10 protein-coding genes are annotated in these 13,533 nt (G+C 60.9%); 3 read left to right on the top strand and 7 right to left on the bottom strand.

Annotated features, from left to right (window positions below; all coding sequences use genetic code 11):
• Positions 1-64: 64 nt before the first annotated feature.
• Positions 65-2,254: a TonB-dependent hemoglobin/transferrin/lactoferrin family receptor gene (locus tag IG627_RS18425; RefSeq protein ID WP_226865418.1), complete on the top strand. Its 2,190-nt coding sequence runs from the start codon at positions 65-67 to the stop codon at positions 2,252-2,254.
• 214 nt (positions 2,255-2,468) lie between these two features.
• Here IG627_RS18425 and IG627_RS18420 read toward each other — a convergent pair whose 3' ends face one another.
• Positions 2,469-2,675, bottom strand: coding sequence for a DUF2905 domain-containing protein (locus IG627_RS18420; protein WP_193194372.1), 207 nt, complete (start codon positions 2,673-2,675; stop codon positions 2,469-2,471).
• Between the two features lie 130 nt (positions 2,676-2,805).
• Between IG627_RS18420 and IG627_RS18415 the strand changes: the two genes are divergently transcribed.
• Positions 2,806-4,452 (top strand): amidohydrolase, encoded by a 1,647-nt coding sequence (locus tag IG627_RS18415; protein ID WP_193194371.1) that lies wholly within the window; start codon positions 2,806-2,808, stop codon positions 4,450-4,452.
• A 144-nt stretch (positions 4,453-4,596) separates the two neighbouring features.
• On the opposite strand, the gene IG627_RS18410 is transcribed toward IG627_RS18415, so the two are convergent.
• From IG627_RS18410 to IG627_RS18385, 6 genes are all read right to left on the bottom strand, one after another.
• On the bottom strand, positions 4,597-6,816 hold the full coding sequence (locus IG627_RS18410) for a M3 family metallopeptidase (protein ID WP_193194370.1): 2,220 nt from the start codon (positions 6,814-6,816) through the stop codon (positions 4,597-4,599).
• A 431-nt stretch (positions 6,817-7,247) separates the two neighbouring features.
• Positions 7,248-7,928 (bottom strand): glutathione S-transferase family protein, encoded by a 681-nt coding sequence (locus tag IG627_RS18405; RefSeq protein WP_193194369.1) that lies wholly within the window; start codon positions 7,926-7,928, stop codon positions 7,248-7,250.
• A gap of 65 nt (positions 7,929-7,993) precedes the next feature.
• Positions 7,994-8,788, bottom strand: a complete 795-nt coding sequence (locus IG627_RS18400) for a class I SAM-dependent methyltransferase (protein WP_193194368.1) — start codon at positions 8,786-8,788, stop codon at positions 7,994-7,996.
• Between the two features lie 34 nt (positions 8,789-8,822).
• Complete coding sequence (locus IG627_RS18395; protein WP_455429758.1) at positions 8,823-10,205, bottom strand: class II 3-deoxy-7-phosphoheptulonate synthase; 1,383 nt, start codon at positions 10,203-10,205, stop codon at positions 8,823-8,825.
• A gap of 101 nt (positions 10,206-10,306) precedes the next feature.
• A complete protein-coding gene (locus IG627_RS18390; RefSeq protein WP_193194366.1) occupies positions 10,307-11,497 on the bottom strand; it encodes an amino acid aminotransferase in 1,191 nt (396 codons plus the stop codon).
• Between the two features lie 69 nt (positions 11,498-11,566).
• A complete protein-coding gene (locus IG627_RS18385; protein WP_226865416.1) occupies positions 11,567-12,094 on the bottom strand; it encodes a MarR family winged helix-turn-helix transcriptional regulator in 528 nt (175 codons plus the stop codon).
• 296 nt (positions 12,095-12,390) lie between these two features.
• Between IG627_RS18385 and IG627_RS18380 the strand changes: the two genes are divergently transcribed.
• Positions 12,391-13,521 (top strand): homogentisate 1,2-dioxygenase, encoded by a 1,131-nt coding sequence (locus IG627_RS18380; protein ID WP_193194365.1) that lies wholly within the window; start codon positions 12,391-12,393, stop codon positions 13,519-13,521.
• Positions 13,522-13,533: the final 12 nt, after the last annotated feature.

Below are 13,533 nucleotides of genomic sequence, written 5' to 3'. Positions count from 1 at the left end.
TTCGCCTCCGCTGCCAATCGATTCTGACGCCAAAACAAGCCGATAAGACTCAAAGGACATGACCATGAAACGTCACCCCCTTGCCGCGGCCCTGCTGGGCCTGTTGTCCGCTCCCAATCTCTACGCCGAAGACGGCACCACCAAAGCCGCCGATGACCTGGAGTTGATCGTCGTCAGCGGCCGCGCCGAGAAGCCACTGAAGGACGTGGCCGGCAGCGTATCGGTAGTCACCGGCGATGAGATCGAGAAGCTGCAGATCAACGATATGAACCAGCTGTTCCGGTACCAGCCGGGCGTAGAGGTTACCGGCCGGGCCGGTGGCGCCCAGAACATCCTGGTACGCGGCATGGGCGGCGACCGGGTGCTGATCGTCAAAGACGGCATGCGCATGAACGAGGGTTATGGCGCCAACGGCCTCAACGATGTGGTCGGCCGCGGCATGATCGAGACCGACACCCTGAAACAGGTGGAAGTGGCTAAGGGCGCCGCCTCCTCCCTCTACGGTTCCGACGCCCTCGCCGGTATCATCGTATTTACCACCAAGGATGCCAGCGACTTCCTGGCCGACGGAGAGCAGTTCGGCGGCGCCATCAAGTCCGGCTATGACGGCATTACCAGCCAGGCGCACCTATCCCCCACCCTGGCCTTCCGCGCCGGCAGTTTCGAGCAGCTGCTGCACCTGAGCTATCGCGACGGCGAGGAGGAGCAGAATTTTGAGGAGAGCCAGGATCCCTTCGATATTGAATCCGACAGCCTGCTGTACAAGGCCAAGTACAACCTGGGTGGCGAGGACTTTATCAGCTTCAGCGCCGACCACTGGAACCAGGATAGCCTCGGCAACGCGGCCGACGGCCTGCTGTATTACTTCCGCGGCCTGGCGGACTTCGGCTACAACATCGTCGACGAAAACTCCACGTCGGAAAAACAGACCCGCGCCTATCAGCTGCGCTACCACAGCGAAACAGCGACTCCCCTCTACGACCAGCTGAATGTCAGCCTGTACCAGAACAAGACGGAACAGACCGACGAGCAGTACGGCCAGCTGGATATCAACGCGCCCATGTTCGGTGTAATGGAACTGCGCGACATGTGGGAGACCGGCGTCTACAGCCAGAAGACCCAGGGCCTGCTGTCCAATGCCTTCAAGACACTGAACGACACCCACACCCTCGGCTACGGATTCGATCTGGAAACCACCGAGAGCAGCCGCTCAGTGCGCCAGTACCGCGAAAGGGTCCAGACCGGCTCAGCGAACACCGATGTGATCCTGGATGAGTCCACGGAAAAGTTCCCGCAAAATGATGTAACGCGCACCGGCGTTTTCGTCAATGACGAGATGACCTTTGCCGGCGGCGACCTGACCGTAACCCCGGGCCTGCGCTACGACTGGTATGAGATGGACCCGAATGGAGCACTCAAGTCCGACGGCACCGCCTTCGCCAGCATTGAGGAGAGCAATGTCTCTTTCAACCTGGGCACCCTCTACCGGATCAACCAGCGCCTGACCGCCTTTGCCCAGTACGGCCAGGGTTTCAAGGTGCCGGCCTACGACCTGGCCTACCTGGAGCACTACCTGCAGCCGACTTCCGCCTACGCCTACGAGGTGGTGCCGGCCGATGACCTGTCGCCGGAAACCAGCGACACCTTCGAGCTGGGCCTGCGCGGCCATGTAGGCGACTTCGCCTTCAGCACTGCGATCTTCCACACCAGTTACGACGACTTTCTCGAGACCCAGCTGATCGACAGCGAAGTCTTCTTCAACACCGACGGCAGCTTCTCCCACGTGTACGAGAAGTACCAGTACCAGAACATCGAATCGGTCACCATCAAGGGCATGGAGATCAGTGCCAACTGGTACCTGAACCCGAGCTTCGAGCTCTTCACCAACGCCAGCTACCAGCGCGGTGAAAACGATACCAGCGGCGAATACCTGCGCTCGGTCAGCCCCCTGTCCGGCGTAGTCGGCGCAGCCTACAGCGGTGAGCAGCTGTCCACCCAGCTGATGCTGCGCTGGGCCGACCGCATGGATAGAGTCAACGAAGGCGAGACAGAAGTGGCCGGATTCGGTGCCGTGGACTGGGTACTCGGCTACCAGGCACTGGAGCAACTGTCCTTCAACCTGGCGGTCAACAACCTGCTGGACAAGGAATATGTGCCCTATGTGAATGTGGCCGGACGCGATGCGGGCAGCGACCTGTCGGTGAGCTCGGCGGCGGGACGCACCTTCTCCGCCTCGGTAAAATACGAGTTCTGACGGAGTCCGACTAACGAATGTAGGAGCCTGCCTGCAGGCTCCTATAGAATACTTTCGTCATTCCGGCGCAGACCGGAGTCCAGGTGCCACCGAGCTGGATACCGGTACCGGATCAAGTCCGGCACAGGCTCTGCGCCGGTATGACGAGCCAGTGACAGATTGATTTGAAACAGAGTGCCTACAGGCAGTATTTGTAAAAAGGGCGCGCGGCCTTCTATCGCCGGAACAGATGGATAATCACGCTGAGTACAATGCTCAGTATCACCATAGAAGCAATCGGGAAATAGAAGCGACTGCGCTCGGACTCGATGCGGATATCTCCCGGCAGTCTCCCGAACCAGCTCAATGCCCCGGGGAAAAAGTGCAATAGCAACCCCACCGCGACCAGCACACAGCCGGCGACCATCAACCATTTCGACATCGTCTATGCCACCCCTTCTCCAGAAGTCTCCACCGATTGTAGGTTGAGGCGGATGGCCCTGCCCTGTTTGCCAGCCAATTCCACCCGCTGATACCATCGATATCAGCTGGTCAAAATAAGGTCAACAATCATGCAGCCGATTCGAACTCTCGCCTTGCTACTCTTTTCACTCGCCACCCTGTGCGCCCAGGCAGCGACACTGGTTCACAACTTCGACGGTTACCAGGCCACCGAGGAAAGCCTGGAGAAATTCAACGCCCTGGTATTCGAGCGCGGCAAAGTGCTCGCCAGCGGCGACTATGCCGACCTGCTGCAACGCTATCCGCAGGCGGAGAAGATCGACGCCGGCGGCAGGACATTGCTGCCGGGGCTCATCGATGCCCACGGCCATGTACTCGGGCTCGGCAGACTGCAACAGCAACTGGAGCTACGCGACCTGGATCTTACCCAGACACTGCAGGCCATAGAGCGCTTTTCAGAGAACCTGGATCCGGACCAGTGGCTGCTGGGGCGCGGCTGGAACCAGGTGCTCTGGCCCGGCAAGCAGTTCCCGACCCGCATCCAGCTGGATGCGCTGCAAATCGACGCTCCCATCTGGCTGCGCCGCATCGACGGCCACGCCGGCTGGGCCAACTCCGCTGCACTGAAGCGCGCCGGTATCGACAGGAATACAAAGTCCCCTGACGGCGGCGAGATACTGCGCGGGAAAAACGGCGAGCCCACCGGCGTACTGATCGACAACGCCATGGCACTACTGGAACAGGCCATTCCCGCGCCGAACCTGCAACAGGACAAGGAATCCCTGCGTACGGCGTTCAACCTGGCGCTATCCCTCGGGCTCACCGGCGTCCACGACGCCGGCATAGACGCGCAGACACTGCGCGCCTACCGGCAGCTGGCCGATGAGAAGGCCATACCACTGCGCGCCTACCCGATGGTCTCGGTCGACAACGACAATCTCGCGGAAACACTCGGGGCCGGCCATATCGGTTCCCCCGCGGAGCGCCTCTATGTGCGCAGTATCAAGCTGTCCGCCGACGGTGCCCTCGGCAGCCGCGGCGCCGCACTGCTGGAACCCTATCACGACGCCCCCGGTGAAAAAGGCCTGCTGCTCTACCCGGAAAGCAAAATCCTGTCGCTGCTGAAGCTCGCCATTGAGAATGACTTCCAGGTGAATGTGCACGCGATCGGAGACAGGGCCAACCATATAGTGCTGGATCACCTGCAAAGCCTGCAGGAGAAAAACGACCAGAAACCCTTGCGCCACCGGGTGGAGCACGCACAGGTACTGACGCCGAAAGATATTCCGCGCTTCGTCGAGCTGGACCTGATCGCATCGATGCAACCCACCCACGCCACCAGCGACAAGAATATGGCCGGCGATCGACTGGGTGAAAAGCGCCTGGCCGGCGCCTACGCCTGGCGGACTTTCCTGCAACAGGGCACGCGCATCGCCGGCGGCTCGGATTTCCCGGTGGAACCCGCCAATCCGCTGTTCGGGATTCACGCGGCGGTGACCCGCCGCGACCGCGCGGGAGTACCTAGCAAGGGCTGGCGCGTCGACGAGGCCATGACGCTGGAGCAGGCGCTGCGCGCCTTCACCCTCGACGCAGCCTATGCCAGTCACCAGGAAAAAGTGATCGGCAGCCTGGAGCCGGGGAAATTTGCCGATTTCATTCTGCTGGATAGGGATATTTTTGCGATGGATTCGCAGGAGATCTGGAAGGTCCAGGTGATGGAGACCTGGGTGGAGGGCGAAAAAGTTTACGTCCGATAAGAAACGATTGTAGGAGCGGCCCATGGCCGCGATCGATGTTGAGAGTATTCCCTAGACTGATCGCGGCAACCGGCCGCTCCTACAGGGGAGAAAAAAAACAGCACCACCTGCGTGGTGCGGCTTTTTTACTGCGCCGGAAGAAATTTAGTCCTTCACGGCAACCTTAGTGACCTTCTTCTCCGGCACCGGGAAACCGCGATCGCGCATCAGCGCATCGATCTTGGCATCGCGGCCGCGGAAGGCACGGTAGGCATCGGCCGGATCCACGGCGTTGCGCGGCGCAAAGAGGTGTTTCACCAGCTTACCGGCCACTTCCTCGTCGTAGAAACCGCCCTCAGATTCGGCAAAGGCCTCTGCCGCATCGGAGGTCAGCACATCCGCCCACAGGTAGCCGTAATAGGCGGTGGCGTAACCCTCACCGGAGAAGACATGGCCGAAGTGCGGGGTGCGGTGGCGCATCACAAGTTCTTTCGGCATGCCAAGACCGTTCAGGGTGTCGCGCTCGAAGGCATCCGGGTCGATACCTTCCGGGTCGGTGGTATGCAGCTTCATGTCGATCAGTGCGGAGGCCAGGTACTCGGTGGTGGCGAAACCCTGGTTGAAGGAAGCGGCCTTCTTGATCTTGGCCACCAGCGCCGCCGGAATCGGCTCGCCAGTCTTGTAGTGCACCAGGTAGTTGTCAATCACCGCATCGGTGGACAGCCAGTGCTCCAGCAGCTGGGACTGGAACTCGGTGTAGTCGCGCACGCCGTCGTTCAGGGTCGGATAGGACACATTGGAGGCCAGGAAGTGCAGCGCGTGGCCGAACTCATGGAAGAAGGTCTCCGCATCATCCCAGCTCACCAGTACCGGTTCACCCGGGGCACCCTTGATAAAGTTGGAATTGTTGGAGGACAGTACTGTCTTCTTGCCGTCGAAGGTGGTGTGGTCCCGGTACATGGTGGCCCAGGCACCGGAGCGCTTGCCGGCACGGGCGAAGGGATCCAGGTACCAGAGACCGATATGCGCGCCGCTGGTCTTGTCCTTCACTTCCCAGACCTTCACGTCTTCGTGGAAGACCGGCACACTGCCCGCCTTGACCGGTGTGAAAGTGAAATTGAACAGTTCACCGGCGACGAAGAACATGGCCTCGCGCAGCTTGTCCAGCTGCAGGTACTGCTTCACCTCGTCGGAGTTCAGGTCGTACTTGGCCTTGCGAACCTTTTCCGCGTAGTAGCGGTAGTCCCAGGGCTCAATGGTAATGTCGGCACCCTCGGCATCGGCCACCGCCTGCATATCCGCAACTTCTTCCTTCACGCGCGCGATAGCCGCGGGCCATACGGCCTCCATCAGTGCGGTGGCATTTTCCGGGGTCTTGGCCATGCGGTCCTGCAGGCGCCACTCGGCGTAGTTGTCGAAGCCGAGCAGGCCGACGCGCTCGTCGCGCAGCTTGAGGATTTCGGCAATCAGCGCGTTGTTGTCGTGCTCGTCGCCGTTGTCGCCGCGACTGTAGTAATTGGTCCAGACTTTTTCCCGTAGTACGCGGTTGTCGGAATAGGTCAGGAAGGGATCCATCGAAGAGCGGGTATTGGTAATCGCGTATTTACCCTTGTGGCCCTTCTCTTCCGCCAACGCCGCCGCCGCTGCGACGAAGGACTCCGGCAGACCGGCCAGCTGGTCCTTGCTCAGGAACAGATCGTAGCCCTCTTCGTCAGCCAGCACATTGTTGGAGAACTGGGTGTAGAGTTCCGCCAGGCGCTGGTTGATGGCCGCGTAACGCGCCTTGGCCTCACCCTGCAGAGTTGCGCCGTTGATCGCGAACTGGTCGTAGGTCAGCTCAACCAAACGCACCTGCTCGGCATTCAGGTCGGCATCGTTGCGCTGTTCATAGACCGCCTTGACGCGCTGGAACAGCTTGTCGTTCTGGATAATCTTGGACTCGAAGTCAGCGTATTTGGGCGCTATTTCCTGCTGGATGGCGCGGAACTCCGGCGAGGACATATTCGCACTCCAGATGCCGTAGTAGGCCAGGAGACGATCCAGCTCGGCGCCACTGCGCTCCAGTTCTTCAATAGTGTTGGCAAAAGTCGGGGCTGCCGGGTTGCTGGCGATTGCGTCAATCTCAGCCAGGTTCATGCCCATCGCAGCCACCATGGCAGGCTTTACATCTTCGACGCGCATCTTGTCGAATGCCGGTACACCGCCGTAGGGACCTGTCCACTCCGCCAGCAGGCTATTGCTGGCGAGCGTCTCGCTCGCTGCCTCGGCCACCGGATGAGCTTCGGTGACTCTCTTCGCGGCCTGGGCCTGCTCCGTCTCTTTGCTGCATCCGGCCGCGGCCGCCAGGACTGCGGCGACGGACAGCGCGATCAGTGTCTGACGCATTGACTCTCTCCTGTGTAATTACTTTCTTATGAAACCTTTAAACGCCAGAGTGTACCCCCAGTCACCCCGCCGCCGCCAATCCCCACCTTCGCAGCCCGCCTTCAACGGCGACGGATAGAGGGATTTTCGCGACAAACGCCCTGCCCTGATCAACCCTTGGATTGGCAGTGAATCTGGTTATCGGCTGTGATTGATTCATTTGATAACGACTTTTTAAGTGCATTCTTTTAATGATGTGCCTCTATGCCAGAACCGGAGCTGCCACGCGCTCAGATTGGGGATTGGGGCTATCGCGACAGGGATTCAGGCAGGAGACGACGACTGGCAGGCGAGTTGCAGGCGAGTTGCAGGCGAGTTGCAGGCGAGTTGCAGTAGCTAAGCATTGCCGGGGCCGGTGTGTCTGCAGCAGCCCCGGTATCCGGTGATATGAGTTACTGGCGCAGGTCTTCGACGATGGCGCCGGCGCTCTTCAGCTCTTCTTCGTGCCCGGGTTCGCGCCAGGGCTCCCTCAGGGCATCGGCAATCCATTCCTGCATCGGCGACAGCTCGAGCAGCTGCTCGACGTAGGCGCGCGCGGATTCGCTCAGCGGCAAGCCGTAGTTTTTGGCCCGAATGGCCACCGGCGCAAAGAAGGCGTCCACGGCCGTGAATTCGCCGCCGGCCAGGAAGGGGCCGCCGAAGCGCTGCAGACCGAGGCACCAGAGTTCGTCGATGCGGTCGATCTCTCTCTGCAGGTTGCGCGGTATCTTGGCCAACTCCACCTTTACGCCGCAGTTCATGGTGCAGATATTGCGCAGCGCGGAAAAGCCGGAATGCATCTCTGCCGCGGCACAACGGGCCCAGGCGCGGGCCTCCCTGTTCTCCGGCCACACTTGCGGAAAGCGCTCCGCCAGATACTCGGCGATGGCCAGGGAATCCCACACGGTGGTATCGCCATCGATCAGGCAGGGTACCTGTCCGTTGGGAGAAAAGCTGCGGAATTTCTCCCAGCTGCCGCCTTCCTCGAAGGTCACCAGCTGCTCCTCGAAAGAGATCTCCAACTGGCGCATCAGCACCCAGGGGCGCAGGGACCAGGAGGAGTAGTTTTTGTTGGCGATAAACAGCTCGTACATGATCACCATCCTTGATTAGGGGTTAGTCGAAAGGGAATATTTCCAGGGCTCAATAATCGCGACAGTCAGGAGGATTTCTGCCAGCTGGCCACGAATGCCATGGGTGGAACACACTCGGTTCTCTCGAGATCCGCACAGTAGTTGCCGACGTTTTTACCCAACTCCCTGAAACTGCACAGCGCCAGATCGGTGGAGATGGCCGCCGTCAGAATATCGGAGAGGGTGTGCTGGAAGTAATAATTTTCCCGGGCCTGATATTTCCTGCCGGTAAAGTAATCAAGCCCGCCGTCATCGCGATAGGGGCGCCGGTCAAAATAGGATTGGGCAATATGGGAGGGTTCCCCCTCCTCGTACATGTTCAGTACCGGGTGAATCTCTTCCATCAGCAGCCGGCCGCCAGGCTTCAGCAGCGAGGCACAGATCTGTATAAATCGGCACAGATCCGGCATCCAGTTCAGCACCCCCACGGTAATCACCGCGAAGTCGAAGGAACCCCGATACCGCTCCGGCAGCTGGTAGATATCGCAGCAGGCGAATTCCATTTGTGGATGCCCGGCAGCACTGGCCAGCTCCCTCGCCTGCTCGATAAACAGGCGAGACCCGTCGATGCCGAGGCAGCGCCCCGCGCCCTTTTTCCCGATTGAAAGAAGATCCTTGCCGTTGTTGCAGCAGACCTGCACGACGGACTTGCCCTGCAGATCAAATTCGCTGACCAGGGTATCGAAATCCGGTTCCAGCGCGTTGAATGCCGGCGAGGCGACCTTCGCAACCAGGTCGCTATTGATCTGGCGGTGGATCGGCGCCGCCTCGTCCCAGGACGCGATTGTACGCTCGGTATAGAAGCTCGGGTCACGATCCATACGACCTCCCAAATCTGCAGTTAGACGGCTTTGCTCAACCCGAACGCCCGTCGCGCAGCCATTCGGCCAGGTTGAAGGCCAGCTCCAGCACCTGGTCCGCATTCAGGCGCGGGTCGCACTGGGTGCGGTAGCAGCTGGCCAGGTCGGCCTCGGATATTTTCCAGGCACCGCCGGTGCACTCGGTGACATGCTGGCCGGTCATTTCCAGGTGGATACCGCCGGGATGGCTGCCCTCGGCGCGGTGCACGGCGAAGAAATCGCGGATCTCGCGCAGTATCTTGTCGAAGTCGCGGGTCTTGTAGCCGCTGCTGGCCTTGACGGTGTTACCGTGCATCGGGTCGGTACTCCAGACCACCGAGCGTCCTTCACTCTGCACCGCCTGTACCAGCGCCGGCAGCTTCTCGCCCAGGGTGTCGGCGCCCATGCGCGTGATCAGTGTCAGGCGGCCTGCCTCGTTGTTGGGGTTCAGCTTGTCGATCAAGCGCAGCAGCTCGTCCGGCTGCATATTGGGTCCGACTTTGACACCGATCGGGTTCCAGACACCGGACAGGAATTCCACATGGGCGCCGTCCAGCTGGCGGGTGCGCTCGCCAATCCACAGCATATGCGCCGAACAGTCATACCACTTGCCGGTCAGGCTGTCGGTGCGGGTCAGGGCCTGCTCGTAGCCGAGCAGCAGTGCTTCGTGGGATGTGTAGAGTACCGTCTCGCGAATCGCCGGCGTGTTGTCCGAAGTCACACCGCACACGGCCATAAACTCGAGCGCCTCCTGCAAGCGCTCCGCCAGTTGCGCGTACTTCTCACGCTGCGGATTGTTTTCCAGGTAGCTGAGGTTCCAGCCGTGCACCTGGTGCAGGTCGGCGAGGCCGCCCTGGGCAAAGGCGCGCAGCAGATTCAGGGTGGCCGCCGACTGGTTGTAGGCGGTCAGCATGCGCCGGGGATCCGGCACCCGCGCCTCCGCGGTGAAATCGATACCGTTGATGATATCGCCGCGATAGCTGGGCAGCTCGACACCGCCGATGGTCTCGGTATCCGCCGAGCGCGGCTTGGCGTACTGGCCGGCCATGCGCGCCACTTTTACCACCGGCAGGTTTCCGGCAAAGGTCAGCACCACCGCCATCTGCAGCAGTACCTTGAAAGTGTCGCGGATACGGTTGGCATTGAAGTCGGCAAAGGACTCGGCGCAGTCGCCCCCCTGCAGCAGGAATGCCCTGCCCTCGGCCACCTGCGCCAGCTGGCGGCGCAACTCGCGGGCCTCGGCGGCAAATACCAGCGGCGGATAGCCGGACAACTCCTTGGTTATATCCGCTACGCGTTCGGGCACCTGATAGGAGGGTTGCTGTTTCGCCTCGAAGTTGCGCCAGCTCTGTGGGGTCCAGGATTGAGAGGTGGTACCGGGCGCGGGAGATTCTGACACGGGGCTATCTACCTCAACTTCCATTTTCGGTTCTTACTTCGGGAATAATTCTGTGGGGGCGAACCTTGTGTTCGCCCCCACCGGAACGGGCTTTGGGAATTCTACAGGATGCTGGCCACGGCTTTGCAGAAGTATTCCATATTGTTCTGGCTCAGGCCGGCAATACTGATGCGGCTGGAATCGACCATATAGATGGAATACTCGCTCTGCAGGCGCTGTACCTGCTCGGGGGTAATGCCGAGGAAGGAGAACATACCCTTCTGGCGCTGGATAAAGCTGAAGTCGCCAGCGGCACCGGCGACGGCAAGACTCTCCACCACACCGGAACGCAGGCCGTTGATACGCTCGCGCATCTCGGTCAGCTCCGCCTCCCAATTGGCCCGCAGGCCGGCGTCGGTGAGGATGGACTCAACGATGGCAGCGCCGTGGGATGGCGGCATCGAATAGTTGCCGCGAATCGCGCTGAGCATCTGGGTCTGGCCCTTGTCCGCTTCATCACCGCCGTTGTAAATCACCATTGCCAGGCCGACGCGCTCGCGATAGAGGCCGAAGTTCTTCGAGCAGGAGGCCGCTACCAGCATCTCCGGAACCGACGCCGCCATCAGGCGCAGGCCCCAGGCATCGTCGTCCAGGCTGTCGCCGAAGCCCTGGTAGGCCATATCGATAAACGGTGTGAAGCCCTGCTTCTGCGCCATTTCCGCCAGCACTTTCCACTGTTCGCGGCTCAGGTCGGCGCCGCAGGGGTTGTGGCAACAGGCGTGGAAGAGCACCAGGTCGCCCTCTCCCACATTCTTCAGGGTTTCCACCATCTGCTCGAACTGCAGGCTGCTGGTCGCGCGATCGTAGTAGGGATAGCTTCTGATCTGCAGGCCGGCATTGCCCAGCAGCGGCACGTGGTTGGCCCAGGTCGGATCGCTGACCCAGATGGTGGCGCCGGCCTTGGCGCGGTTGGCGAATTCCGCCAGTACGCGCAGCGCGCCGCAGCCGCCCGGCGTCTGTGCCGAGCGAACGCGACCAGCCTTCAGTGCCGGGTGATCCGCCCCCAGGATCAGCTCCTGCATGGCGGTGTTGAAACCGGGGGTGCCGGCCGGGCCGATATAGGCCTTGGTTTCCTCGCTCTGCAACAGGCGGGTCTCCGCCTCCTTGACCGCCTGCAGCACTGCGGTGTGACCGGCCTCATCTTTATAGACACCGACACCCAGGTCGATCTTGTTGGGATTCTCATCGGCGCGGTAGCTGGCCAGCAGGCCCAGGATGGGGTCCGGCGGCAGGCTGCTCAGATGCTCAAACATCGGCTAACTCCTTCTGCAAAATTCAGTTGCTCGTTCAGGAACTTCGGAAAGTCGTTCTCCAGAAGCTCTTTAATCGATCAGGCCGCGCTCAGCCCAGGCCTGGGCGCGATCCATCAGCTTTTCGATGATGCTGTCCAGTTGCTGACGCTCCTCGCTGGAGAGGGATGCCATCAGGTCGTTCTCATACTGCTGCGCCAGCGGCACAATGCGCTCGTAGACGTCGCGCCCCAGCTCCGACAGGTTCAGCACCTGGCGGCGGCGGTCTGCCGGATCCTCGCTGCGGGTAATGTAGTCATTCTTCAGCAGTGACGACACGGCGCGACTGATGGCCACCTTGTCCATCGCCGTCTGTTCCACCAGCTCCGCGGCGGACAGGTCGGGAAAGCGGCCCAGGATCGCCATTACCCGCCAGGCGGGAATGGTCAGGTGAAAGCGCGCACCATAAGCTTGGGCGATGGCATTGCTCACCCGGTTGGACAATACCGACAGGCGGTAGGGCAAAAATTTTTCCAGGCGCAAGTCGTCGTGCGCCAAGGCCGCTCTATCCGCGTCGCCTCTCTCCCCGCTGAAAGGGGACGCGTTGTTATCGTTTGTCATGGCTGTTTACACACCTGTTGTACTCCGGTTGCTGTTTTCCGGAAATGGGACTCTGGGTTGTACCGGATTACAAATGTAACTAACATTGGTTTCAATTGTAACCACTTATGCCGCAAATTTTCCCAGAAGGGGCGCAGGTCGTCGGACAAAATCGGTCGCGCATTATACGGCTTTGCGCGCCATTTTTGGTATCAAAAACCCGTGGCCGCGCAAAATATTTGCGCGCGTAATCGGCAACTGCGGGTGACAAACTGCCCGACGAATATCGCCGCCTCCTCCAGATGCGAGATAGCCCGATGAAAAACTGGATCAACTTCCCCCGGGTTGAAGGGGAGACCAGCCGCCAGGCCCACGCGAATTTCCCCGCGAACACTTTCGAGCGGGAGATGGGCAAGGAAGGCTTCTTCGGCCCCGCCACCCACTTCTACCACCGCCACCCGCCCACCGGCTGGACCGATTTCGAGGGCCCGTTGCGGCCCCACGCCTTCGACAGCACCAGGATGGTCCACAGCGGCAACAGCCCCTGGGAATGCAAACCGATACTGCAGAACAGCGACAGCCTGGTGGCCCTGTGGACCTGCAATGTGGCCATGGACCACCTGGTGCGCAATGCGGACGGTGACCAGCTGCTGTTCGTACACAACGGCAGTGGCGACCTCTACTGCGATTTCGGCCACCTGCACATCCGCGACGGCGACTATATAGTGCTGCCCCGCGGCACCATGTGGCGGCTCGAGCCCTTCGACAGTGAACCGCTGGAACTGCTGATGGTGGAGGCCACCGGCGGCCACTTCCAGCTACCCGACAAGGGCATAGTCGGCCCCCACGCCATCTTCGACCAGGCCATGCTGGACGTGCCCACTATCGACGACCAATTCCGCACCCAGCAGAGCGAGGACGAGTGGCAGGTGAAGGTCAAGGTGCGCCAGCAGGTCTCCACCATCACCTTCCCGTTCAATCCGCTGGATGCGGTCGGCTGGAAGGGCGACAACCTGGCGGTGCGTATCAACTGGCGGGACATACGCCCGTTGATGAGCCATCGCTACCACCTGCCGCCATCGGCGCACACCACTTTCGTGGCAAGGGGCTTCGTGGTCTGTACTTTTACCCCTCGCCCGATCGAGAGCGACCCCGGCGCCCTCAAGGTGCCCTTCTTCCACAACAACGACGATTTCGACGAGCTGATCTTCTACCACCGCGGCGACTTCTTCAGCCGCGACAATATCCATCCCGGCATGCTGACCCTGCACCCGATGGGCTTCACCCACGGCCCCCATCCCAAGGCCTTTGCCGCTGGCGCCCAACACGCCAAGAAGGAAACCGACGAGGTGGCGGTGATGCTCGACAGCCGCACCCCCTGGGACATACTGCCGGATGCCATCGCGGTGGAGTTGCCGGAGTATGTGGACAGCTGGAAAGCGAAATAGATACCTCCTGTA

It is taken from the genome of Microbulbifer taiwanensis (assembly GCF_014904815.1).
GTDB lineage: Bacteria > Pseudomonadota > Gammaproteobacteria > Pseudomonadales > Cellvibrionaceae > Microbulbifer > Microbulbifer taiwanensis.
This window is presented reverse-complemented; position numbering and strand designations above follow the sequence as displayed.

What these genes read in the sequence shown, in the direction of transcription:
- IG627_RS18400 (WP_193194368.1), bottom strand. Translation starts at nt 8,788, where the DNA reads ATGGATCGTGACCCGAGCTTCTATACCGAGCGTACAATCGCGTCCTGG.
- IG627_RS18390 (WP_193194366.1), bottom strand. Translation starts at nt 11,497, where the DNA reads ATGTTTGAGCATCTGAGCAGCCTGCCGCCGGACCCCATCCTGGGCCTG.
- IG627_RS18405 (WP_193194369.1), bottom strand. Translation starts at nt 7,928, where the DNA reads ATGTACGAGCTGTTTATCGCCAACAAAAACTACTCCTCCTGGTCCCTG.
- IG627_RS18380 (WP_193194365.1), top strand. Translation starts at nt 12,391, where the DNA reads ATGAAAAACTGGATCAACTTCCCCCGGGTTGAAGGGGAGACCAGCCGC.
- IG627_RS18415 (WP_193194371.1), top strand. Translation starts at nt 2,806, where the DNA reads ATGCAGCCGATTCGAACTCTCGCCTTGCTACTCTTTTCACTCGCCACC.
- IG627_RS18420 (WP_193194372.1), bottom strand. Translation starts at nt 2,675, where the DNA reads ATGTCGAAATGGTTGATGGTCGCCGGCTGTGTGCTGGTCGCGGTGGGG.
- IG627_RS18410 (WP_193194370.1), bottom strand. Translation starts at nt 6,816, where the DNA reads ATGCGTCAGACACTGATCGCGCTGTCCGTCGCCGCAGTCCTGGCGGCC.
- IG627_RS18425 (WP_226865418.1), top strand. Translation starts at nt 65, where the DNA reads ATGAAACGTCACCCCCTTGCCGCGGCCCTGCTGGGCCTGTTGTCCGCT.
- IG627_RS18385 (WP_226865416.1), bottom strand. Translation starts at nt 12,094, where the DNA reads ATGACAAACGATAACAACGCGTCCCCTTTCAGCGGGGAGAGAGGCGAC.